General features: G+C 63.3%; 17 protein-coding genes and 1 pseudogene. 9 read left to right on the top strand and 9 right to left on the bottom strand.

From position 1 onward, the window contains the following. Positions 1 to 32: 32 nt before the first annotated feature. Both CUTER_RS09790 and CUTER_RS09785 read left to right on the top strand, forming a co-directional pair. Positions 33 to 2,477 (top strand): phosphoketolase family protein, encoded by a 2,445-nt coding sequence (locus CUTER_RS09790; RefSeq protein ID WP_047260271.1) that lies wholly within the window; start codon positions 33 to 35, stop codon positions 2,475 to 2,477. A gap of 2,012 nt (positions 2,478 to 4,489) precedes the next feature. Next, positions 4,490 to 5,059, top strand: a complete 570-nt coding sequence (locus CUTER_RS09785; RefSeq protein WP_047260270.1) for a nucleosidase — start codon at positions 4,490 to 4,492, stop codon at positions 5,057 to 5,059. A gap of 36 nt (positions 5,060 to 5,095) precedes the next feature. Here the strand turns inward: CUTER_RS09785 and CUTER_RS09780 are convergent, their stop codons facing one another. Continuing rightward, positions 5,096 to 6,526, bottom strand: a complete 1,431-nt coding sequence (locus tag CUTER_RS09780; RefSeq protein ID WP_052844111.1) for an AI-2E family transporter — start codon at positions 6,524 to 6,526, stop codon at positions 5,096 to 5,098. Positions 6,527 to 6,767: 241 nt separating this feature from the next. Between CUTER_RS09780 and dnaK the strand changes: the two genes are divergently transcribed. From dnaK to CUTER_RS09760, 4 genes are all read left to right on the top strand, one after another. After that, positions 6,768 to 8,609: a molecular chaperone DnaK gene (dnaK, locus tag CUTER_RS09775; RefSeq protein ID WP_047260268.1), complete on the top strand. Its 1,842-nt coding sequence runs from the start codon at positions 6,768 to 6,770 to the stop codon at positions 8,607 to 8,609. Further along, positions 8,610 to 9,314, top strand: a complete 705-nt coding sequence (gene grpE, locus CUTER_RS09770; protein ID WP_047260267.1) for a nucleotide exchange factor GrpE — start codon at positions 8,610 to 8,612, stop codon at positions 9,312 to 9,314. It abuts the gene before it with no gap. 190 nt (positions 9,315 to 9,504) lie between these two features. After that, positions 9,505 to 10,707, top strand: a complete 1,203-nt coding sequence (dnaJ, locus tag CUTER_RS09765; RefSeq protein ID WP_047260266.1) for a molecular chaperone DnaJ — start codon at positions 9,505 to 9,507, stop codon at positions 10,705 to 10,707. A 33-nt stretch (positions 10,708 to 10,740) separates the two neighbouring features. Next, positions 10,741 to 11,178 (top strand): heat shock protein transcriptional repressor HspR, encoded by a 438-nt coding sequence (locus CUTER_RS09760; protein ID WP_047260265.1) that lies wholly within the window; start codon positions 10,741 to 10,743, stop codon positions 11,176 to 11,178. A gap of 107 nt (positions 11,179 to 11,285) precedes the next feature. Here the strand turns inward: CUTER_RS09760 and CUTER_RS09755 are convergent, their stop codons facing one another. Continuing rightward, a complete protein-coding gene (locus tag CUTER_RS09755; RefSeq protein WP_236684798.1) occupies positions 11,286 to 13,211 on the bottom strand; it encodes an ATP-binding cassette domain-containing protein in 1,926 nt (641 codons plus the stop codon). A gap of 235 nt (positions 13,212 to 13,446) precedes the next feature. On the opposite strand from CUTER_RS09755, the gene CUTER_RS09750 reads away from it, so the two are divergent. Together CUTER_RS09750 and CUTER_RS09745 are read left to right on the top strand one after the other, a co-directional pair. Beyond that, a complete protein-coding gene (locus CUTER_RS09750; RefSeq protein ID WP_047258842.1) occupies positions 13,447 to 13,746 on the top strand; it encodes a transposase in 300 nt (99 codons plus the stop codon). Between the two features lie 14 nt (positions 13,747 to 13,760). Beyond that, a complete protein-coding gene (locus tag CUTER_RS09745; RefSeq protein WP_047260263.1) occupies positions 13,761 to 14,216 on the top strand; it encodes an IS3 family transposase in 456 nt (151 codons plus the stop codon). On the opposite strand, the pseudogene CUTER_RS09740 reads toward CUTER_RS09745, so the two are convergent. Further along, positions 14,199 to 14,696 (bottom strand): annotated as a pseudogene (locus CUTER_RS09740) (IS3 family transposase); the annotation flags it as partial. The gene CUTER_RS09745 and the pseudogene CUTER_RS09740 sit on opposite strands and share 18 nt — an antisense overlap. 59 nt (positions 14,697 to 14,755) lie before the next feature. Here CUTER_RS09740 and CUTER_RS09730 point away from each other — a divergent pair. After that, positions 14,756 to 15,981, top strand: a protein-coding gene (locus CUTER_RS09730) for an IS3 family transposase (protein ID WP_144412218.1) whose coding sequence is annotated in 2 segments (ribosomal slippage) — positions 14,756 to 15,023 and positions 15,023 to 15,981 — 1,227 coding nt in all. Because the reading frame shifts where the segments join, the coding sequence is not laid out codon by codon here. A 299-nt stretch (positions 15,982 to 16,280) separates the two neighbouring features. Here CUTER_RS09730 and CUTER_RS09725 read toward each other — a convergent pair. The 6 genes from CUTER_RS09725 to CUTER_RS09700 form a co-directional block, all read right to left on the bottom strand. After that, a complete protein-coding gene (locus CUTER_RS09725) occupies positions 16,281 to 16,673 on the bottom strand; it encodes a MarR family winged helix-turn-helix transcriptional regulator (protein WP_201775035.1) in 393 nt (130 codons plus the stop codon). 257 nt (positions 16,674 to 16,930) lie between these two features. Beyond that, positions 16,931 to 17,911, bottom strand: a complete 981-nt coding sequence (locus tag CUTER_RS09720; RefSeq protein WP_158408131.1) for a LacI family DNA-binding transcriptional regulator — start codon at positions 17,909 to 17,911, stop codon at positions 16,931 to 16,933. 67 nt (positions 17,912 to 17,978) lie between these two features. Continuing rightward, positions 17,979 to 18,407, bottom strand: coding sequence for an RbsD/FucU family protein (locus CUTER_RS09715; protein ID WP_047260260.1), 429 nt, complete (start codon positions 18,405 to 18,407; stop codon positions 17,979 to 17,981). 11 nt (positions 18,408 to 18,418) lie between these two features. Continuing rightward, positions 18,419 to 19,768 carry an L-fucose:H+ symporter permease gene (gene fucP / locus CUTER_RS09710; protein ID WP_047260259.1) on the bottom strand — a complete coding sequence of 450 codons (1,350 nt, stop codon included), beginning with the start codon at positions 19,766 to 19,768 and terminating at the stop codon, positions 18,419 to 18,421. Positions 19,769 to 19,795: 27 nt separating this feature from the next. Next, positions 19,796 to 21,160, bottom strand: coding sequence for a rhamnulokinase (locus CUTER_RS09705; RefSeq protein ID WP_047260258.1), 1,365 nt, complete (start codon positions 21,158 to 21,160; stop codon positions 19,796 to 19,798). A gap of 27 nt (positions 21,161 to 21,187) precedes the next feature. Then, positions 21,188 to 22,960 (bottom strand): L-fucose isomerase, encoded by a 1,773-nt coding sequence (locus tag CUTER_RS09700; RefSeq protein WP_047260257.1) that lies wholly within the window; start codon positions 22,958 to 22,960, stop codon positions 21,188 to 21,190. Positions 22,961 to 23,046: the final 86 nt, after the last annotated feature.

Below are 23,046 nucleotides of genomic sequence, written 5' to 3'. Positions count from 1 at the left end.
CGTTATTGGTGTGATCAATTAGGGTGGTGGGCATGAGCATCGTTCCTCAGCTAACCCTTGAAGAGCTAAACCAAGTTGACGCCTGGTGGCGCGCCAACAACTACCTCACCGTCGGACAGATTTACCTCAAGAGCAACCCGCTGCTTGAGCGCCCCCTGGAGTTCGACGACATCAAGCCGCGACTGCTCGGCCACTGGGGCACCTCCCCGGGTTTGGCGTTCATCTACGCCCACCTCAACCGCCTGGTCAAGCACACCGACCAGGACATCATCTACATCACCGGCCCGGGCCACGGCGGCCCGGCCCTCGTGTCTGCTTCTTACCTTGAGGGCACCTACACCGAGTGCTTCCCCAAGGTCACCAAGGACACCGCTGGTCTGACCAAGCTGTTCCGTCAGTTCTCCGCGCCGGGCGGCATCCCCTCCCACGCGTCGGTCACCACCCCCGGCTCCATCCACGAAGGTGGCGAGCTCGGCTACGCGCTGTCCCATGCCTTCGGCGCGGTCTTCGACAACCCGGACCTCATCGCTGTCTCCGTCGTCGGCGACGGCGAGGCCGAGACCGGCCCGCTTGAGGGCTCCTGGAAGTCCATCTCCTTCCTCAACCCGGAGCACGACGGTGCCGTCCTGCCGATCCTGCACCTCAACGGCGGCAAGATCGCTTCCCCGACCGTCCTCTCCCGCAAGCCGCAGCACGAGGTCGAGGCCTACTTCCGTGGCCACGGCTACGAGCCCATCTTCGTCGAGGGCAACGAGCTGCCCTGGATGCACGAGCGCTTCTCCGACGCCCTCGCCGACGCCTACACCCGCATCCGCGAGATCCAGGACGCCGCCCGCAACGGTGACTGGGACGGCACCCGCCCCGTGTGGCCGATGATCGTCCTGCGCACCCCCAAGGGTTGGACCGGCCCGCACCTCGTCAACGGCAAGGTCTACGAGGGCACCTGGCGCGCCCACCAGGTTCCGCTGTCCGGCATGAAGACCGACGAGAAGCAGCTGCGCCTGCTCGAAAACTGGATGCGCTCCTACCGCCCCGAGGAACTGTTCAACGCCGACGGCACCATCACCGACATCGTCGCCGCGAACAACCCCTCCGGCGAGAAGCGCATCTCCGGCAACCCGCACGCTAACGGCGGCCTGCTCACCAAGGACCTCGTCCTGCGCGACCTCGACAACTACGCCGTCGAGGTCACCCCGGAAACCCGCGCCACCAAGCGCGTCGAGTCCACCCGTACCCTCGGCGCCATCATGCGCGACATCTACGAGGACAACCCGACCAACTTCCGCCTCTTCTGCCCGGACGAGACCAACTCGAACCGCATCGGCGCCGTCCTCGAGGTCTCCGACCGCGCCTTCATGGAGCGCACCGACCTCATCGACGAGAAGCTCTCCAACTCCGGCCGCGTCATGGAGGTGCTCTCCGAGCACAACTCCCACGGCTGGCTCGACGGCTACAACCTCACCGGCCGCCACGGCCTCTTCGCCTCCTACGAGGCCTTCGGCATGGTCTCCGCGTCCATGACGATGCAGGCCGGCAAGTGGTTCCAGGAAGCCAACCACCTCGATTGGCGCGCCAAGACCCCGTCGCTGAACATCCTGCTGTCCTCCACCTGCTGGCGTAACGACCACAACGGTTTCTCCCACCAGGCCCCGGAGCTGCTCAACGTGGTGCTCAACACCAACCGCGACGTGGCCCGCATCTACCTCCCGGTCGACGCCAACACCCTCGCCGTCACCGCCGAGAAGATCTTCTCCGACCGCAACAAGGTCAACCTGGTCATCCAGGACAAGCAGCCGCAGATGCAGTACCTGTCCATGGACGAGGCCAAGGAGCACGTCGGCCGCGGCTACGGCATCTGGGAGTGGGCCGGCTCCGAGAACCTTGGCGAAGACAAGCCGCACATCGTCGTCGCCACCGCCGGTGACGTCGTCACCATGGAGGCCGTTGCCGCCGTCGAGATCGTCAAGACCGTCCTGCCGGAGCTGAAGATCCGCTTCGTCAACGTCGTTGACCTGCTCACCCTCTACCGCCCGAAGGACCACCCGCGCGGCATGAGCGAGTCGGACTTCACCGAGCTGTTCACCGACGACGTCGACGTCCTCTTCGCCTTCCACGGCTACGCCGGCACCATCCACCAGCTCGTCCACGGCCGCCCGGACGCCGACCGCTTCCGCGCCCGCGGCTTCAAGGAGGAAGGCACCACGACCACCCCGTTCGACATGGTCGTGCGCAACGAGGTTTCCCGCTACCACCTGGTCATGGACATCCTCAACAACGCCTCCTTCGTTCCCGAGAACGGCATCAAGCTGTACCACTGGGCCGAGCGCCAGCTCGCCCGCCACGAGGCGTACATCGTCGAGCACCTCGAGGACCTGCCCGAGGTTCGCGACTGGGAGCTGGGCTCCTTCGAGACCCCGGACTTCTCCCGTCCGACCTCCGACACCCACGTTCCGCGCAAGCCGCTGCCGGAGCGCTAAAGACTGACAGGTAGCCGGGGCCCTCGCCTCGGCAGCCAAGATGTCACCCGCCACCGCCTCCTTTTCGTCTGTTGCACGAAAAGGAGGCGGTGGTTTTTGTCTTGCACGGGCAAATCGAAGGCGCGGTGGGCGCTAGCCGTTGCTGTCTCCGGCTTGGGTGTTGCGCGAGTGGCCTTGGGTGTTTGGGCGCTGAGCGTTCCGTTGGGGTGTCGGAAACGTCGGGGACCCTGCCGAGCGTCGGCGTGTGGCACCCCTTAGTGACGGAGTTGGGTTGGGGACGGTGTGGCGGTGGGCACGTCGAGCTGTGGCGGTGCGGAGCTGTGGCGACGGGGAGGGGCCGGGCGCCGGCGGTGAGCACCGTCGGCGCGGTGCACGGTTGGGGTGCCGGAAACGTCGGGGATCCTGCCGGCCGTCGGCGTGTGGCACCCCTTAGCGACGGGGTTGGGGACGCTGTTGCGATGGCGTCGGCCTGTGGCGATGGGGAGGGGCCGGGCGCCGGCGCCGAGGGTGAGCACCGTCGGCGCGGTGCACGGTTGGGGTACCGGAAACGTCGGGGACCCTGCCGAGCGTCGGCGTGTGGCACCCCTTAGCGACATTGCGGGGTTGGGGACGTTGCGACGGTGGGCACGTCGAGCTGTGACGACGGCGAGGGGCCGGCGCCGAGGGTGAGCACCGCTAGCGCGGTGCACGGTTGGGGTGCCGGAAGCATCGGGGACCCTGCCGAGCGTCGGCGTGTGGCACCCCTTAGCGACGGGGTTGGGTTGGGGACATGACGACGGGGAGGGGCCGGCGCCGAGGGCGAGCACCGTCGGCACGGTGCACGGTTGGGGTGCCGGAAACGCCGGGGACCCTGCTGGGGCGTCGGCGTGCGGCACCCCTTAGTAACACTGCGGGGCCGGGGACATGGCGACGGCGAGGGGCCGACGTCGAGGGTGTGCACCGTCGGCGCGGTGCACGGTTGGGGTGCCGGAAACGCCGGGGACCCTGCTGGGGCGTCGGCGTGCGGCACCTCTTAGCGACGGGGCTGGGTTGGGGACGGTGCGTCGTTGGGCACTTCAATCGAGGGCGACTATCGCCAGCGTGGTGCACGGTTGGGGTGCCGGAAGCATCGGGGACCCTGCCGAGCGTCGGCGTGTGGCACCTCTTAGCGACGGGGCTGGGTTGGGGACATGACGACGGGGAGGGGCCGGCGCCGAGGGCGAGCACCGTCGGCACGGTGCACGGTTGGGGTGCCGGAAACGCCGGGGACCCTGCTGGGGCGTCGGCGTGCGGCACCCCTTAGTAACACTGCGGGGCCGGGGACATGGCGACGGCGAGGGGCCGACGTCGAGGGTGTGCACCGTCGGCGCGGTGCACGGTTGGGGTGCCGGAAACGCCGGGGACCCTGCTGGGGCGTCGGCGTGCGGCACCTCTTAGCGACGGGGCTGGGTTGGGGACGGTGCGTCGTTGGGCACTTCAATCGAGGGCGACTATCGCCAGCGTGGTGCACGGTTGGGGTGCCGGAAGCATCGGGGATCCTGCCGGGCGTCGGCGTGTGGCACCTCTTAGCGACGGGGCTGGGTTGGGGACGGTGCGTCGTTGGGCACTTCAATCGAGGGCGACTATCGCCAGCGCGGTGCACGGTTGGGGTGCCGGAAACGTCGGGGACCCTGCTGGGCGTCGGCGTATGGCACCCCTTAGCGACGGGGTTGGGGACATGGCGACGGGGAGGGGCCGGCGGCGAGGGGAAGCACCGTCGGCGCGGTGCACGGTTGGGGTGCCGGAAACGCCGGGGACCCTGCTGGGCGTCGGCGTGTGGCACCCCTTAGTAACACTGCGGGGTTGGGGACGGTGCGTCGTTGGGCACTTCAATCGAGGGTGTGCACCGTCGGCGCGGTGCACCGTTGGGGTGCCGGAAACGTCGGGGACCCTGCTGGGCGTCGGCGTGTGGCACCCCTTAGTAACACTGCGGGGTCGGGGACGTCGAGCGATGGCGTCGCGGGATGAAGTGCCGGCGTGGCTATAGTTAACGCATGGAAAACGTACTGCTAGTTTCGGCGACAGCCGCTGAGGCGGCACACCTGCCCGAGGGGACGCGAGTCCTGGTGACGGGCATCGGGACCGCGAGCTGCGGGGTGGAGTTGGCCACGTATCTGGCTAATCCGGACAACCCGTTGCCGGATCGCATCGTGAACTTTGGTACTGCCGGCGCGCTGCGGGATGGGCTCGGCGGGGTGTTTGAGATCATCGAGGTGTTTCAGCACGATTTCTCGCAGGAAGTCATCGAGGAGATGACCGGCCGGCCGTTCCCTAACGCGCGGGTTCTGGAGCCGGCGACGGACTTGCCGTCGGCGGTGCTGGCGACGGGGGATTCCTTCGTGAGCGATGACGCTCGGCGCGTCGAGTTGGCGCGGCGGGCGGAGCTCGTCGATATGGAAGGGTATATCGTCGCCCGAATGGGGGCGGCGTTCGGGATTCCAGTGACCCTCATTAAGCAGGTGTCCGACCGGGCGGACGCAGAGGCGAAGACCACGTGGGCGGAGGCCGTCGACGCGGGTGCTCGGGAGCTGGCCCGGGAGCTGCGTCGGCTCGGCTGGGCGTAGGCCCCGCACCCCGCGGGACCTAGCACGGTTCAGCGGTTAGTCCGCGTGGTGCTTCGGCTCGGCGGGGCTGTTGCTGTCGAGGGCGGGTTCGGCGATGGCGTCGTCGTAGGCCTTGGACGCGGCGACGCTGCCCTTCGACGTCGCCTTGCGGGTGGCGATGCCCTTGAGGTGCTCACGGACGGCGTGGAACGCCTCGCGAGAGCTGGGGCTCTTGCCTTGGGCGGTGGCGATCTCCACGTCTTCGATGGTGATTTCGCCGGCGCGCAGCGCGACCATTTCCGAGTGGTAGCGGATCCACACGCCGAGCACGGCGGCGACGGGCACGGCGAGGAAGGCGCCGACGATACCGAAGAGCGTCGAGCCGAGAGTGACGGAGAGCAGCACGACGGCGGCGTGCAGGTTCATGGCCTTGGATTGCAGGATCGGCTGCAGGACGTTGCCCTCGATCTGCTGGACCGCGACGATGAGGACCAGAACGAGCAGCGCGTTGACGGGGCCATTGATGACCAGCGCGATGACGACGGACAGCACACCGGCGGACAGGGCGCCGACGATGGGGATGAAGCCGGCGAAGAAGGTGATGACCGCGAGGACGAACGCGAGCGGAATGCCCAGGAACCACAGGCCCAGACCGATGAGGACCGCGTCGATGAACGACACGAGCGCCTGGGTGCGGATGTAGCCGGAGAGCGTGTTCCAGGAGCGGGTGAGCGCCTCGGACAGGTGCCAGCCGGTGGAGGTGCCCGTGTAGCGGCGGATCATGGGCAGGAAGCCGGGGCCGTCCTTGAGCATGAAGAAGGAGATCAACAGGGTCAGGAAGAGGCCGACCGCGAAGCTCGTGGCGGCGTTGACGCCGGCAGACACGCCCATGACGATGTTCTGGGACTGGTCGCGCAGGAAGTTGATGGCGTCCTGGACGAGTTGGTCGAGGTTGAACTCGTCGGTGTTGAGGCCGAAGGGATTGGTCTTCAGCCAGGCGGTGATCTGGTCAATGCCGGCGGAGGCCTGGTCGATGATCTGCCCGCCCTGGTTACGGATGACCGGCGCCATGGCGGCGAAGACACCGCCGATGATGGCGAGGAACCCCAGGATGGCGACGGCCGCGGCGGCGGCGCCGGGGAACTTGATCGATCGGAGGAAGCGGGCGGTGGGCCACATCACGGTCGAGACGATGAGCGCCATGATGATCGGCAGGAGGATGACCCAAATGTAGCCCGCCACCTTACCGGCAAGGTACAGGGCGACGACGACGATGATGAAGCGCAGCGCCCACCCGGCGGCCACGCGGCCGTCATGGCCGATGATGGCAGAGCGGTCGTACTTCTCGTCGACGGACGGCGGGGCGACGCGGCGCGGGAAGTCCGGGGCCGCGTCGGGGCTGCGCTGGCCTTCGACAGCTTCGGAGAGCTGGTCGGCAACATCGCGGCCCGGGCCATGCGAAGTGGTTGACGAAGCGTCATATGTCATAGGGGACATAGTGGCACGACTCCGCCGAAAACGCGCCCTTGAGACAGCGCAGTGTCTCAAAAACGCCAGGTGAGGGGCAAAGTTGAGCCGGGTGGGAACAACTTTGAGGGTGGTGCGTTGTAGAGGGTGAAAGGTTGAGTCGAACCCGCTCAAGTGGTTCTGCTACGATAGGCGAGGAAAGTTGAGCGAGGGTCGATCAGCCCTCAGAAAACATCACGCAGAAAGTGAAAGGGAAAACATTATGGCACGCGCTGTAGGAATCGACCTCGGCACCACGAACTCCGTCGTCGCCGTCCTGGAAGGTGGCGAACCCACCGTTATCGCTAACTCTGAAGGCTCCCGGACGACGCCGTCCGTCGTCGCCTTCGCCAAGAATGGCGAGGTCCTCGTCGGCCAGTCGGCGAAGAACCAGGCCGTCACCAACGTCGACCGCACCATCCGCTCCGTCAAGCGCCACATGGGCTCGGACTGGACCGTGGGGATCGACGACAAGAAGTACACCCCGCAGGAGATCTCCGCGCGGACCCTTATGAAGCTCAAGCGCGACGCGGAAGCCTACCTCGGCGATGAGGTGACCGACGCGGTCATCACCGTCCCGGCTTACTTTGAGGACGCCCAGCGTCAGGCCACGAAGGAAGCTGGCCAGATCGCCGGCCTCAACGTCCTGCGCATCGTCAACGAGCCGACCGCCGCCGCCCTGGCCTACGGCCTGGAAAAGGGCGACAAGGAGCAGACCATCCTCGTCTTCGACCTCGGTGGTGGCACTTTCGACGTGTCCCTGCTGGAGATCGGCGACGGCGTCGTCGAGGTTATCGCTACCGCCGGTGACAACGAGCTCGGCGGCGACGACTGGGATCAGCGCATCGTCGACTGGCTCGTCGAGAAGTTCAAGACCGCCCAGGGTGTGGACCTGTCCAAGGACAAGATGGCCATGCAGCGCCTGCGCGAGGCGGCGGAGAAGGCCAAGATTGAGCTGTCCTCCTCCCAGCAGGCCTCCATCAACCTGCCGTACATCACGGTCGACGCCGACAAGAACCCGCTCTTCCTCGACGAGACCCTCACCCGCACCGAGTTCCAGCGCATCACCCAGGATCTGCTGGACCGCACCAAGGCGCCGTTCAACCAGGTCATCAAGGACGCCGATATGTCCATCGCGGACGTTGACCACGTTGTTCTCGTCGGCGGCTCCACCCGCATGCCGGCCGTGTCTGACCTGGTGAAGGAAATCACCGGTCGGGAGCCGAACAAGGGCGTCAACCCGGACGAGGTCGTCGCCGTCGGTGCCGCCCTGCAGGCCGGCGTCCTGCGCGGCGAGGTCAAGGACGTGCTGCTGCTCGACGTCACCCCGCTGTCCCTGGGCATCGAGACCAAGGGCGGCGTGATGACCAAGCTCATCGAACGCAACACCACCATCCCCACCAAGCGTTCCGAGACCTTCACCACCGCTGAGGACAACCAGCCGTCGGTGCAGATCCAGGTCTTCCAGGGCGAGCGTGAGATGGCGTCCGCCAACAAGCTGCTCGGCTCCTTTGAGCTCGGCGGCATCGCCCCGGCCCCGCGCGGCATCCCGCAGATCGAGGTCACCTTCGACATCGACGCCAACGGCATCGTCTCCGTGTCCGCCAAGGACAAGGGCACCGGCAAGGAGAACACCATCACCATCCAGGATGGTTCCGGCCTGTCCCAGGAAGACATCGACCGCATGATTAAGGATGCCGAAGAGCACGCGGAGGAGGACAAGAAGCGCCGCGAGGAGCAGGAGACCCGCAACTCCGCCGAATCCGCCGCCTACCAGACCCGCAAGTTCGTCGAGGACAACTCCGAGAAGCTGTCCGAGGACAACGTCAAGGCCGTCAACGAGGCCGCGGATAAGGTAGAGGAGGCCCTCAAGGGCACCGACCTGGAGGCCATCAAGGCCGCCGTCGAGGAGCTCAACAAGGCCGCCCAGGCCGCCGGCACGGCGCTGTACGAAGCCCAGGCCAACGCGGGTGCCACCCCGGGCGAGGCGGCCGACGCCACCGACCCGAACGTCGTTGACGCCGAGGTCGTGGACGAGGACGACACCAAGGACGGAGACAAGTAAGTGACCACCCCGAACAACCCGGGTGATCCGGAGTACACCGACGAGCAGAACCAGTTCCCCGACCAGGCCGAGGCGGCGGCCGACGCTGCCGCCGACGCCGCGGCCGACGCGATCCGCGACGGCGAGGAACCCCTGCTTGACCCGACCCTCGAGGAGGACGTCGACGCCGCCCTCGCGGACGTCACTCCGGCCGACCCCGAGCCGGGAGTGGCCAACGACGCGGATGCGCACAGTTCCTTGGAGGAGGAGCTCGCCGAGCGGACCGAGGACCTCCAGCGGGTCACGGCCGAATACGCCAACTACCGGCGTCGGACGGAGCGGGAGCGCGCCGCGACGGTTGCCCTGGCGAAGGGGCAGGTCGTGTCCACGCTGCTGCCCGTGCTCGACGATCTTGATCTCGCCCAGCAACACGGTGACCTTGAGGCCGGGCCGCTGAAATCGGTCCGGGACAAGCTCGTCGACGCGCTGACGGGCCAGTCTCTGGAAGCCTTCGGCACGGAGGGTGACCCCTTCGACCCGGAGATCCACGAGGCAGTTCAGGATCTGTCCAGCGGCGAGGACAAGGCCGTCGGCACGGTGCTGCGCAAGGGTTACCGATTCTCGGATCGCGTGATCCGCACGGCGATGGTCATCATCACCGACCCGCTGCCCGCAGCCGAGGCCGCCGACGGCGCCTCAACCGACGCGGAAGGCGGCGAGGCCTAGCCGTGGCGCGGCGGCCCTGGGACAGTCACGGGGTTCGCGACTGATCCCACGACGGCGCACTGGTTAACCCACCCACGGCAACCGGTGCGCCGTTCGTTTTAGCGAGCCCATCCGAAACACACCTAATAGAACAAAAACGCATAAGATTTACGACAAACCTGCGTCTACGGCAGGGAGGAGGAGATGCCCAGTGAACGCACCCAGCGAGTGGGCAGATAAGGATTACTACGCGGACCTGGGGGTCTCCTCGTCCGCAAGCCAGGAAGAGATTAAGCGGGCCTACCGCAAACTCGCCCGGGACAATCACCCGGACAAGAACCCCGGCGACACCGCGGCCGAAAACCGCTTCAAGAAGGCCGCCGCGGCGTACGACGTCATCGGCGACGAACGCAAGCGCAAGGAATACGACCAACTGAAGGCAATGCTGCGCACCGGCGGCGGCTTCGGCCCCTTCGGCGGAAACGGAGGCGCCGGATTTCCCGGCGGGTTTCGCTCGTCGACGTCGACGCCGGGGTCCTTCAACTTCGACGGGTTCTCCGGCGGATTCCAGCGATCGGGAGGATTTTCGGAAGACGGCGGCCTGGGCGATATCTTCAGTGGTCTTTTCAACCGCGGCGGCGGCGGTGGCCGCGCAGCTCGGCCGGCGCGCGGGGCGGACGTCGAGACGGAAATAACCCTCGATTTCCGCGAGGCGGCCAAGGGCACCACGATCCCCATCAAGATCACCGGCGACGCGCCCTGCGTCACGTGCCACGGTTCCGGATCGAAGTCCGGCGTGCCCACCTCCTGCACCACCTGTTCAGGCTCCGGATTCGTCTCCGAGGAGAAGGGCGCGTTCGGCTTCAGCCGGCCGTGTTCGGACTGCGACGGCACCGGCACCCGCATCACCGATCCGTGCCCGGGCTGCAGCGGACGGGGCACCGTCTACCGATCCCGCCAGATCACGGTGCGGATCCCGGCCGGGGTCATCGACGAGCAGAAGGTGCGGCTTGCCGGCCAAGGCGAAGCTGGGCCCAACGGCACCCCCGCCGGCGACCTCTTCGTCACCGTCCACGTCCGGCCCGACGAGGTCTTCACCCGCAAGGGCGACGACCTGGAAATCACCGTCCCCGTGTCCTTCAGCGAGCTGGCGCTCGGCGGCACCGTCACAGTGCCCACCCTCAACAGTCGCGTCAAGGTGCGCATTCCGGCGGGCACTCCAGACGGGCGCACACTGCGCGTGCGCGGCCGCGGCATTCCCGCCGCGAAGGCAAGCGGCGACCTGCTCGTTACCGTGCAGGTACAAGTGCCGCCGACGCTCGACGACGCCGCCGCCAGCGCACTACGGGCCTACGCCCAGGCGGAACTCGATTCCGGATTCGACCCCCGCGCCGACTGGGCCGGGCTGCGGTAGCCAACCAACAGTCACGAAGGAGGTGATCCGAGCATGACATCCCCGAAGAAAGAACCCACCATCGACACGGTGTACCCGAGGGAGGAGGTCTTCGTGATCTCCGTGGCGGCCAAACTCAGCGGCATGCACGCCCAGACCCTTCGAACCTACGACCGTATCGGTCTCGTCACCCCCATGCGGACCTCCGGCGGCGGGCGGCGCTACACCGCGCGCGACGTCGAACTACTCCGCAAAATCCAGCGGCTCAGCCAGGACGAAGGGGTCAACCTCGCCGGCATCAAGGAAATCATCCGGCTCAACGCGGAAAATGAGGTGCTGCGCGAGGAGCTCGACAGCACCCGCCGCGAGCTGGAGCGGGAACGCCAACGCACCACCATGGAGGGCCGGGAACTCGTCCACGTGCCCCGGTCGACAGCGGTGGTGATGTGGGACCGCCGCGGCCGTCGGCGAGCCCGGCAGGAGGAGGGCTAGCCTGGCGGCGGTTGGCTGGCGGTTGCTGGCGCCCGGTTGGCGGCCGGCGTCGGGGGCGGTGAGGTGTTCGGCAGCAGGAAATCGCGGTTGTGAACGAGCACGATGTTTCACGCGCCCGGAGCGCACCTGCGCGACGAATGACCCGCTTGCCCATCGATAACAGGTGCGGCCCCTAGTTGTCGAAGCCAGCTACCTGTCTCTGAGTTCGGGCAATTGGCTAGTCCTTGGGCTGATCCGGTAAACACGACTCTGCCGCCATCGGTCCCGGCTCCCGGGCCGATGTCTACGGAGTAGTCAGCTTGTGAAATGAGCCCAGGATTGTGGTCGATCGCTATGATTGTCAAGCCTCGGGTGGTCAGCCGGCGTAGAAAATGAGTTAACTGATCCACATCTCTGGGATGTAGCCCCACCGTAATCTCGTCGAGGATGAGAACGCTCTTCTCTTCCGGGTGTTCTTGGAGGAATTGGACGAGCTTGACCCGCTGAAGCTCACCGCCCGAAAGCGTACTAAGAGATCGTCCTAAAGTGAGGTAACCGAGACCTACTTCCTGGAGCAATTCTATGGCGGTGTGTACGTCCGCTTGACCCGCGTATATGTGGCTGATGTCAGTCAAACTGCAGCTTAGGACCTCAGCGATGGAAAGGCGTCGCGGGCCATGGGGGAGCCGAACCGATAGTGATGTTTCATTGAATCCTTGGCCACCGCAGTGCTCACACGGTGTTTTCACGTCATCCATGAAGGCCATGTCAATACGGGTCCAGCCGCGTCCCTTACACAGTGGGCACGCGCCCTTCCCGTTCGGGCTGAACCAGCTGGTGCTTAAACCGGAAATATCGGAGAAGGCGCCGCGGATCGTATTATCAAGATTTAAAGCGGTCACCAGGGAGGAACGGCTGGATGCTGCCATCGGAACTTGGTCGATAGCAATGACTTCCGGGTGCTGTCGTCGCAAAGCGGAAGCCAGTGAGCTTTTCCCGGAACCGGCAACCCCGGACACTACCGTGAGCTGCCCGACGGGAAAACTGACAGAGATATCCTGGAGGTTGTTGTCACGAGCATGAGCGACAGTGATGACATTCGCTGAGGGGCCAGAATGGTGTCTTAGCTCGATTCCCGCTCTGAGCGCGTCACCGGTGGGGGTTGGGGCACGCAGTAGGTCCTGGGGGTTGCCTTGGTACACAACTCGTCCGCCTTCAGTGCCGGCACCTGGCCCTAGCTCAATGATGTGATCGCAAGCGGCCAAGACCTGGAGATTGTGCTCGACGATGATGACGGTGTTTCCGGCGTCCCGGAGTTTCCTGATGGAGCTGAGCAGGCGATCGATATCCGCGGGATGTAGTCCGCTCGACGGTTCATCCATGACGAAGGTTGCATCCGTGATGGGGGCTCCCAAAAGGCTGACGAGGCGCAGACGTTGACTTTCACCGCCGGAAAGGGTGTCCGTCGGGCGGTCCAGGCTGAGATAGCCTAAGCCGATGTCGCGGATGTTGTTGAGCCTCGTCACAACCGCGTGGCGCGGCGCCGCGGTAATCTCGTCGGACACACTCTCGATGAAGGCAGCGCAGTCGTCGATGCTCAGGTGGGAAGCTTCGGCAATATTGAGGTTCTCTATCCGGCTGGCGCGGGCAGCTTCGTTGATTCGTTGGCCTTGGCATTGCGGACACTCGATCCGTTTGACGATTCTGCGGAGAGCGGCTTTTTCTTTCTCGGTTGTTCGCGCGCTTGCCTTTTCCAGATACGAGGCCTTGAGTCGAGGGATAATCCCATCGAAGATGCCATGCTTGGGGTAGCCAGCCAAGGGATGAGCCAAACGGACTTGATTTCCGTGGAGGAGCAGCCGGCGGGACTCTTCGGGTAGTTCTCGCCACGGGGAGTCAGGGTCGCCTATGCCGGAAAGTGCTAGTCTTTTCCACCGATACGTCCCAGGTGCGAAGGAGGGGAAGCGGACAGCTCCTTCATTCACACTCTTATCGGGGTCGATGAGTTCATCGAGGTCGATGTCATCTACATAGCCCAAGCCAGAGCATGTCATGTACATGCCTCGCGGGTCATTCGGCGAGTAGGAAGGGGAATAACCCGCAGGAGGGGATCCAGACCTGGAGAAGAGCAGGCGAAGATAGGGTGCGATGCCGCTGACGGTGCTGACTGATGATCGAGCGTTTTTACTGAACTTCTTTTGCCCGACGATCGCAGTGTGGGGTTACCCTCGAGTAGTGGACACCTGATAAGGATGGGCCACAGGCCTGTCAGGAAGGATGTCTGTCACTATGGCAACGAGGAAGACCTACACCCCGGAATACCGGCGCGAAGCCGCCCGATTGGTTCTTGATACCGGCCGCCCGATCTCGGTGGTAGCCAAGGAACTCAACATCAACGCCTCCCTGTTGAGCCGGTGGGTGAAGAAAGAACGCCAGCCCAGCGACCCAGCCACACACCAGGCTGAGGTACTCGACGCCGACGAACGCGCAGAACTGCTACGCCTGCGTAAACAGGTCGCCGAGCTCAAGCTTGATAACGAGTTTTTGGGAAAAGCAGCAGCCTTCTTCGCGTCGAAGCAACAAAAGTAGAACGCTTCCAGCTGATGGCGCAGGAGAAGGCCAACTACAGCATCTGCCGCATGGCCAGGCTTTTGCAGGTCTCCCGCTCGGGCTACTACAAGTGGGCGAGCCAGCAAAGGCTCAAAGCTGCCGGTGATGACCCTCGTGACATGCAGCGCGCCGCGCTTGATGCCAGCGTGCTGAGGTCCTGGACCCAGTCCCACCAGACCTACGGAGCACCGCGGATCACCGCTGATCTACGTGGCATGGGCCTGGTGGTGGATAAGAAAACGGTAGCCAAGTCGATGCGCAGGCTGGGCATTGAAGGCATCTCACCGCGATCGTGGACTCCGGCTCGGCGAGTACCCGGTGTAGCACGGCACCAGATCCCAGATCGGGTGGAACGAGTCTTTGACACCGGGGAACTGAATAAGGTGTGGATCTCCGATATTGGGGTTGCCCGCAAATCGTGGACAGTTCGATTAAGCAGCGCGGCCTGAGGCCGACTCCTTCTCCAAGTGGTAATTATTTTCGAAACTGACAGGTGGGAGACCACCCAACGACGAATGACGCCGTTGCCGGTTGTAAAACCCCTCGATCCAACCCGCCACCGCACGACGAGCTTGATCCCGGGTACGCCACCGTCGCCGCTGGTAGAACTCCGTTTTTAGCGTCGCCCAAAACGATTCAGCCATCGCGTTATCAAAACACACTCCAGTACGTCCCACCGACTGAGCGATCCCGAGTTCCTGGCACACACGGTACAGCTGATCACTGGTGAACTGGGTGCCACGATCAGCGTGAAACACCACACCCTCAGCCACCTCGCCACGCAAGGTGTGCGCCATCCGAAGGGCCCGTTCCACCAGGTCAGTGCTCTGGTGCGCGTCCATTGCCCACCCTAAGACCCGGCGAGAACACCCATCACGGACCGCACACAGATACAGCCAGCCCTCCCCGGTACGCAGATACGTGATATTGGGGTTACCCTCGAGTAGTGGACACCTGATAAGGATGGGCCACAGGCCTGTCAGGAAGGATGTCTGTCACTATGGCAACGAGGAAGACCTACACCCCGGAATACCGGCGCGAAGCCGCCCGATTGGTTCTTGATACCGGCCGCCCGATCTCGGTGGTAGCCAAGGAACTCAACATCAACGCCTCCCTGTTGAGCCGGTGGGTGAAGAAAGAACGCCAGCCCAGCGACCCAGCCACACACCAGGCTGAGGTACTCGACGCCGACGAACGCGCAGAACTGCTACGCCTGCGTAAACAGGTCGCCGAGCTCAAGCTTGATAACGAGTTTTTGGGAAAAGCAGCAGCCTTCTTCGCGTCGAAGCAACAAAAGTAGAACGCTTCCAGCTGATGGCGCAGGAGAAGGCCAACTACAGCATCTGCCGCATGGCCAGGCTTTTGCAGGTCTCCCGCTCGGGCTACTACAAGTGGGCGAGCCAGCAAAGGCTCAAAGCTGCCGGTGATGACCCTCGTGACATGCAGCGCGCCGCGCTTGATGCCAGCGTGCTGAGGTCCTGGACCCAGTCCCACCAGACCTACGGAGCACCGCGGATCACCGCTGATCTACGTGGCATGGGCCTGGTGGTGGATAAGAAAACGGTAGCCAAGTCGATGCGCAGGCTGGGCATTGAAGGCATCTCACCGCGATCATGGACTCCGGCTCGGCGAGTACCCGGTGTAGCACGGCACCAGATCCCAGATCGGGTGGAACGAGTCTTTGACACCGGGGAACTGAATAAGGTGTGGATCTCCGATATCACGTATCTGCGTACCGGGGAGGGCTGGCTGTATCTGTGTGCGGTCCGTGATGGGTGTTCTCGCCGGGTCTTAGGGTGGGCAATGGACGCGCACCAGAGCACTGACCTGGTGGAACGGGCCCTTCGGATGGCGCACACCTTGCGTGGCGAGGTGGCTGAGGGTGTGGTGTTTCACGCTGATCGTGGCACCCAGTTCACCAGTGATCAGCTGTACCGTGTGTGCCAGGAACTCGGGATCGCTCAGTCGGTGGGACGTACTGGAGTGTGTTTTGATAACGCGATGGCTGAATCGTTTTGGGCGACGCTAAAAACGGAGTTCTACCAGCGGCGACGGTGGCGTACCCGGGATCAAGCTCGTCGTGCGGTGGCGGGTTGGATCGAGGGGTTTTACAACCGGCAACGGCGTCATTCGTCGTTGGGTGGTCTCCCACCTGTCAGTTTCGAAAATAATTACCACTTGGAGAAGGAGTCGGCCTCAGGCCGCGCTGCTTAATCGAACTGTCCACGATTTGCGGGCAACCCCAAGTGAAAGTCACACCGTGAAGGTCATCGACCAATCCCGGTTCTAGGGTATGCATCCGTGCTTGCACAAAAGCTGGAAATAAAGAGGACACGGCCTGCTGCGCGCCGGCCGCCAAGGTGGATATGAGGGAAGTTTTTCCGGACCCGGACACGCCCGCGACGCCCACGAGTGCATGCTTGGGGACGAACACGGTAACGTCGCGCAAATTATTCGTTTTCGCGCCGTGAATGTGAATGGCCCCCGCCGGCTCGGGGGCGTCGGCGGGGCAGTCAGCGCTCGTCATGGCGGGCAATCCGTTGCTGTTCGAGGCGGGACGATAGCTTTTCCGACAATCGGGCAAAGGTTTCGAGCTCATCCGACGTCATCGACTGAGCGGCCGTTTCATACAACGTGGTGTGTTGGCGAGAAATGGTGTCGAGCAGGCCCCGGCCGTGGTCGGTGACCGAGGTGCACAACTCCCTGCCGTCCGTGGAGCTGGGTGTCTGGGATACGTAGCCTAAAACCTTGAGGCTCTTTAGCGCCTTCGATAGCTTCGTGCGGGAGATGCCGAGAATGACGGCGAGCTCGGAGGGCAGCATGCCGCGCTCCCTGTCCAATCGGAGGAGAGCGTCGTACTGAAGCCAGGAGATGCCGAAGGGATTCACTTGGGTCCGTTCGGCCACTAGCTCGCACTGGAGTCGTATGAGGGCGCTTCGAGGGTTCACGATGATTGCCTTCCCTAGATAATTGCAATATAGCAATTATATCGGACCGGCGGACTCGCCCGTGGCTGTCGGGGCAATCCAGTCGGAACCGGGCGGTCGTCGGCGCACACGGGCCCTATCGATCAGTTCTCTGCCTCAATGCCCGGTGCCGGCCGTTTTTAACCCGCCAACGTGATTAGCTCGAAAACCCACCGCGACCTGTGTAGACGCCACGACTAAGGCCGCAAGACGGAGGACTCCCGGGCGATGAACTCGCTGTCGAGGTGGAACATTCTGTGCTCGGCCCCGTCGAAGAGTGCGGTTAGCTCCGCGAGTACGGTTTCTGCCAGAAGGCTAAAGTCTTGGCGTACGGATGAGAGGCTCGGCGTGAGGTAGGCACTAGTTTCATCGTCGTCAAAGCCGATCAGCCGGTAGTCTCTACCCGCGATGAGATCCTTTTGTGCAAAGGCACGATAGCAACCGATCGCTATCTTGTCGTTTCCGCACAGGATTGCCTCGGGCAGGCCTTGACGGAGGATTCGCTGGGCGGCGTTGTAGCCGTCGACAGCTCCCCAGCCTTCGCCACCCCATTGCGATACCGCCTTGCCGTGCAACCTGCTGTAGCGCTGGTAGGTAGCGGAGCGTTCAGCGGCATCGATGTAGGTGAGATTGCCATTAATGAGAACGGTGTCCTCGACGCCCTGCTCCCATAGGTGGTTGAGAGCCTGCTGGAGGCCCGAAACCTGATCGATGCCGATCGTTGAGACAGAAGGCATCTGATGCTGAGCCGAGCAGAGCAAGACTCCGGGCGCATGGTTCCAAGTCTGGAAAACTGGGAGCAGCTCTGCATGTTGCGCGAAGAAGACGGCTGCGAGGACTTGCCGTGACCGGAGGTAGTCAATGCTGGCTTTCAGCATGGATGCCTGTGGTTTCTCCGCGGAGGCAGTGACGACGTTCCAGCCGCGATTCCGCGCATGAAATTGCAGTTCGGAGAAGACCTTGGTCAAGCCGTGAGTCATGGGCCCGACGGTGACAACCCCAATCGATTGAGACGATCCCGAGGCAAGCATCTGCGCGGCAGCGTTCGGACGATAGTCAAGCTCTCTCATAGCGTCCAGCACTCGTTGCCGGGTGGCCTCCCTCACCGAAGGGTGATTGTGAATCACTCGAGACACGGTCTGGGCAGACACACCCGCTAGGCGGGCGACGTCGCTCATCACTGCATGCATGGGGAAGCTCTCCAGGCCTGTCGACTTCGGCTAAACAGGCGGCTTCCCTGTGCAATTAGTCAGGGATAACGACGCCTTTCTTCAAGATTACATTGCCATACAATGCCGTTTCCGATGTCGCGACGACGGCGAAGCTCGTCCTCGCGCGCTCGTAGAACTCGAAGCGCTCGAAGAACTTCACGGTGTGTCCTGGATAGGCGGCATCGGCAAGGTCCGTGAAAGTAGCCCAGATCTCGGGGGTGGGGTCACCATCGACAGTGGACATCAGCCCCACTTGCCACTCACTGTAGGGGTCCAGCGGCATGAGCTGGAGGATGGACTCCATGATGGCGGGGACACCGTGGCCGTCGGCCCGTACGACGGTGGAGTTGACGCTGTCTGCGGGGAAGTTACCGTCGGCGATGACTATCTCGTCGCCGTGGCCCATTCGAGCGAGTACATAGAGGAGGTCTGGAGAGAGGTTCTGGGGAATGTTCTTCAGCATGGGACGTTTCCTTACGAGAGCTGGCGAGCGATGGTGCCCTCGACGTATTCGATGGGCTTTGCCTTGATGGTGTATACGGCATAGAGGGCGATGAGAGCGAAGCAGATGCCCGGGATGATGTACGAGAAGGATGCGGAAGTTGCATCGATGAGCCAACCTTGGGCCATCGGCATTGTCGCTCCGCCGACGATGGCCATCACGAGACCAGCAGAGCCAAATTTGGTGTCTTCGCCTAGCCCGTCGAGTGCAATGCCGTAAATCGTCGGGAACAGCAGGGAGAGGCAACCTGACATCCCGAGCAGCCCTACGATGCCGAAGGCATTCGGGCTGAGCACGGCGAGGGCGGCAAAGGCAACACCGAGCATCGTCATGAAGAGCATGAGACGTCGTGGATCAATCCTGCCCATTAGCCAGACCATTCCGAAGCGTGTGATGAGGAACAAAATCAGGCTGACCTGCAGGTACCATCCTGCTTCGCCTTCGTCGACAGGTAGCACCTGCATTACATAGTGGATGGTGTAAGTCCAAATACAGGTCTGGGCGGCGATGTTGAAGTATTGGGCGATGACGCCGAAAGAGTAGCGCTTGTTCTTCAGCAGGCGCAGGAGGCGACTGTTCGAGGTCCGGGGAATCGTACGTTCCACCGCCTGGGGCTGTGGAGGGATCTTGACCAGGAAAATACCGATGGCGATGGCGATATACAAGGCGCCGAGCGCCACATAGGGTCCCATGACCGCAGCCAACTCGGAAGACTGGATTGACTTTAACTCCGCTTCGCTCAAGGCTGCGCGCTGTTCCGCGGTCGCCGGGTTGACGAAGGGGAGGATGAACGTGGCAGCGAAGAATACTCCGAGATTGGAGCCAATAGGATTGAAGGCCTGGGCGAAATTCAACCGTCGGGTTGCGTTTGTGTCCGGTCCCATTGCCATGATGAAGGGGTTCGCAGAGGTCTCCAGGATGGAAAGCCCAGAGGCGAGGGTGAACAGGGCGAAGATGAAGAATCCGTACGTCATCACCGACGCGGCTGGGATGAACAGCATACAGCCGGAGGCCGCGAGAGCCAGGCCGATGATGACCCCGACCTTATATCCCAGCCGATTGTTGATGAAGGCAGCGGGGATCGCCAGAGCGAAATAGGCTCCGTAGTAGGCGAACTGCACCAGTGACGACTGGAAAGCAGACATCGAAAAGACTGAGGAGAACACTTTGACAAGTGGGTCTGTCATATTCCCTGCAAGGCCCCAAGCCGCGAAGCACGACACGAGCAGCACGAACGCTGGGGTCAGCCCGGGGTAAACCCATCTCTTTGGCGACGCAGTATCGACGGATGCCGGGGGAGGGGAGCCGGTGTGAGAGAACATGACAAGACCTTTCTAGCGGAGGAGGGGTCAGCACTGTGGCTGGTAGGTGGTGGTGGTGAAGGCGTCAGCCGGAAGTGGGTGGCCAAGGGTAGAGAATTGAACGGCGAGGTTTCCGAGCGCCGACGCTTCGATGGGGCCGGCGACTACCGCTACACCGGTTGCGTCAGCGGTCGCCTGGCACAGAACGTGGTCACGAATACCGCCGCCGACCATGCGGATCTCGTGGACCTGCGTTCCTGTGACGGATTCCAAGTCGGCGATGGTGGTTCGATGCGAGGCCGCCAAGGAATCGGTGATGATGCGGCACACCTGACCCGGAGACCGTGGCACGACGTCACCTTGTTCTTGGCAGAGACGACGGATGAGCTCGGGCATGTCCCCGGGCTCGGAAAGCCGGGGATCGAGGGGATCGATGATGGCCCCCGTTGAAGTTGTGTGTGCCGCAAGCTCGGCTAACTCGGCGAAGGTATAGGGTTCTCCGGCGCGCGCCCAGGCCCGGCGAGCTTCCTGAGTGAGCCACAATCCGGTCGCATTTTTCAGCAGCCGGTTGCGGCCGTCGGCGCACGCCTCGTTGCTCAGTCCGGCAGTCCGAGCGGCATCAGTAAGAACAGGTGCAGCAGTGATCATTCCGAGGATCGACCACGACCCCGCAGAGATGAAGACTGATCCCGTCGGGGCGTCAAGCAGAGCAGCGACGGCGCACGCGGTGTCGTGACTGCCAGCACGAATTATGGCTAGATCTCCGTCGTAGCCAGCGATCGTTGCCTCGTCTTGCAATTGTGGAGCCAAGGAAGAATCGATGCCGATGGAGTCGAAAAGGTCAGTCGCCCACGTTCCCGTAGAAGCGTTGACAAGTCCCGACGTGGAAGCAATGCCGCGGCCGGCGTTCGCTGATCCGCCGAGGCGGTGGGTGAGGTAATCGGGTAGGAAAAGAAAACCGGCGGTACCAGCGGGAACCTTCTCGTCGAGCATCTGCACACTGGTCAGGATGGATTCCAGCTGGTTGCCGGTAGTCTGCCACTGTCTCTCAGCTCCAACCTTGGCGGCATAAGCTGCCGCGTTTCGTTGACCACGCGGATCGCGGTAGCTGTGTGGGGCGCTGAGGGCTGCACCAGAGTCGTCGACCCATACGTAATCCACTCCCCATGTATCTATCGCTACGCTGTCCAGGCTTTTCCCGGTGGCGGCCAAGCGGCGACGGGCATCGTCTATGACCCGACGGCAGCCTTCTTCTAGCGCGTCGATATCCCAGAACAGCTGCCCGTCCCGGTTGATGATCGAGTGCTCGAAGCGGTCGATGACGTTGAAGCTGAAGCCCTCATCGTCGATGGTGCCCAGTACCGCTTTGGCGCTGGATGACCCCAGATCGATGGCAAGCGAGGTGATAGACATGGCGGGAGGATTCCTTATCGGCGGCGGTTACTTGAAGAAGGGACCGTAGGTGGCGCAAGCACGGAAGTCAGCAGCTTCGACATCGCCGGTGCCGAAGAACGCCCAGTTACGTGGGCGGAAGACGTCAGTGCCGTCGACGTTGTGCATGTTGACTGGGATACGCAGCATCGATGCGAGGGTGATGAGGTCCGCGCCGTAGTGCCCGAAGCCGATCGCTCCGTGGTTGGCGCCCCAATGGTTCATCACCTCGTAAGTTGAGGTGAAGGCACCTTCGCCGGTGAGGCGCGGAGCGAAGAACGTGGTCGGCCATGCAGGATCCGTCCGCTTTTCGATGATGCTTCGTGCCTCATCGGGTAGTTCGACGGTCCACCCTTCCGCAATCTGTAGGACCGGGCCGATACCGGCAAGCAGGTTGATTCGAGCCATGGTGACAGGCATTCCGCCGCGAGTGGCGAAGTGAGTAGAGAATCCACCGCCGCGGAAATAGGGTTTGTTGGCCGGGTGGAAGGTGGTGGCGGCTAGGGCTGCCGCCTGATCGTCCTCGGTGACGTTCCAGAATTCCTTGAAGACGGGGTTGCCCTCGGCGTCGGTCATGGCGCCGGTAGCGTCGAGCGTCGTTGCGCCCGAGTTGCGCAAGTCCAGGAAGCCGTCGGCAGCAATTCCGTCGAGTACGTGCCCAGTGACGCGCTTGACGGCGGCCGGAGACCAGTATGTACGCACATCGGAGAACATTTGCGACTTGTTGGTGAGGAGATGGCCCAGCAACATGGTGGCGCCATTGAGAGTGTCATTCTCTGTGGCGAATGTGGTGGTCTGTCGCGGTCCTCGCCAGTCGAAAGTGGTGTTGAGGAAGGTCTCCATGAGGTCGGCATTCGGCTTGTAGTCCGTCCACTGGCGCTGGCCCTGGAATCCGCCGACGATCGCGTTGTGGCCAGCAGCCTCCTCGGGGAAGCCGAGCTCGGCTAGGACTGGATTGCCGTGGAGCAGGTCCTCGGCGATGATGAGCATCTTGGTGACGTAGTCCCACTGCTGCTCAGTCTGTTCCGGGCTGAGGAAGTCCTCCTCCAGGTTGACGATGTCCTCGCCCTGCACCAGGTTTCTGCGGACCCATTCGCGGGCGGTGTCGTAGGTCTTCGGATCAAAGATGCCGAGGGCGATTCGACGGTCGATCTCGATCATATCCACGGATTCCACGCCGAGACCGAGGTAGTTCTTGAAGAAGCCACGGTCAACCATAGAGCCGGCGATGCCCATGCATTGCGACCCCATCTGCAGATAGTTCTTGCCCTTAAGCTGGCCGATAGCAACGGCTGCGCGGGCGTAACGCAGGATCTGCTCTCGCACCTCGGCAGGGATCTCTTCGTCATCAGCGTCCTTGACGTCGTAGCCATACATTCCGAAAGCGGGGACGCCGAACTGTGCGTAGGCGCTCATTGCCGCGGCAAGGGTGACCGCGCCAGGGCGCTCGGTGCCATTGATGCCCCACACAGCGTGCTGGATGCGCGGGTTCATGTCGATGACTTCAGTGACGTAGTCCCAGCAGGGAGTCACTGTGAGCTCGGCGCAGATGTTCTCGGTGGAGAACTCTTCGGCAACGCGGGCAGCTTCGCCGGCGCGGCCGATGGTTTCGGAGGCGACGATTACCTCGACCGGTTCGCCATCTGCGTAACGCAGCTGCGAGGAAATGAGGTCCGCCGCCACGCGAGCCATGTCCATGGTCTTGTCTTCCAGGGACTCGCGGACGCCGCGGCGACGCCCGTCGATGATGGGTCGGATCGCGATCTTCGGATGGTTAGCCATGAGGTGCTCCTTGGCTCAGAGAAGTGGTGTCTGGGGCAAAGCCTGGTGACCGCTAACAATTCTTAACTCGTGGTAGGAGTCTTGCT

It is taken from the genome of Corynebacterium uterequi (assembly GCF_001021065.1).
GTDB classification, from domain to species: domain Bacteria; phylum Actinomycetota; class Actinomycetes; order Mycobacteriales; family Mycobacteriaceae; genus Corynebacterium; species Corynebacterium uterequi.
The sequence above is the reverse complement of the archived record's forward strand: the minus strand, read 5'-3'. Positions and strand labels throughout refer to the sequence as shown.

What these genes read in the sequence shown, in the direction of transcription:
- CUTER_RS09790 (WP_047260271.1), top strand. Translation starts at nt 33, where the DNA reads ATGAGCATCGTTCCTCAGCTAACCCTTGAAGAGCTAAACCAAGTTGAC.
- CUTER_RS09785 (WP_047260270.1), top strand. Translation starts at nt 4,490, where the DNA reads ATGGAAAACGTACTGCTAGTTTCGGCGACAGCCGCTGAGGCGGCACAC.
- CUTER_RS09780 (WP_052844111.1), bottom strand. Translation starts at nt 6,526, where the DNA reads ATGACATATGACGCTTCGTCAACCACTTCGCATGGCCCGGGCCGCGAT.
- dnaK (WP_047260268.1), top strand. Translation starts at nt 6,768, where the DNA reads ATGGCACGCGCTGTAGGAATCGACCTCGGCACCACGAACTCCGTCGTC.
- CUTER_RS09760 (WP_047260265.1), top strand. Translation starts at nt 10,741, where the DNA reads ATGACATCCCCGAAGAAAGAACCCACCATCGACACGGTGTACCCGAGG.
- CUTER_RS09755 (WP_236684798.1), bottom strand. Translation starts at nt 13,211, where the DNA reads ATGACATGCTCTGGCTTGGGCTATGTAGATGACATCGACCTCGATGAA.
- CUTER_RS09750 (WP_047258842.1), top strand. Translation starts at nt 13,447, where the DNA reads ATGGCAACGAGGAAGACCTACACCCCGGAATACCGGCGCGAAGCCGCC.
- CUTER_RS09745 (WP_047260263.1), top strand. Translation starts at nt 13,761, where the DNA reads ATGGCGCAGGAGAAGGCCAACTACAGCATCTGCCGCATGGCCAGGCTT.
- CUTER_RS09720 (WP_158408131.1), bottom strand. Translation starts at nt 17,911, where the DNA reads ATGAGCGACGTCGCCCGCCTAGCGGGTGTGTCTGCCCAGACCGTGTCT.
- CUTER_RS09715 (WP_047260260.1), bottom strand. Translation starts at nt 18,407, where the DNA reads ATGCTGAAGAACATTCCCCAGAACCTCTCTCCAGACCTCCTCTATGTA.
- fucP (WP_047260259.1), bottom strand. Translation starts at nt 19,768, where the DNA reads ATGTTCTCTCACACCGGCTCCCCTCCCCCGGCATCCGTCGATACTGCG.
- CUTER_RS09705 (WP_047260258.1), bottom strand. Translation starts at nt 21,160, where the DNA reads ATGTCTATCACCTCGCTTGCCATCGATCTGGGGTCATCCAGCGCCAAA.
- CUTER_RS09700 (WP_047260257.1), bottom strand. Translation starts at nt 22,960, where the DNA reads ATGGCTAACCATCCGAAGATCGCGATCCGACCCATCATCGACGGGCGT.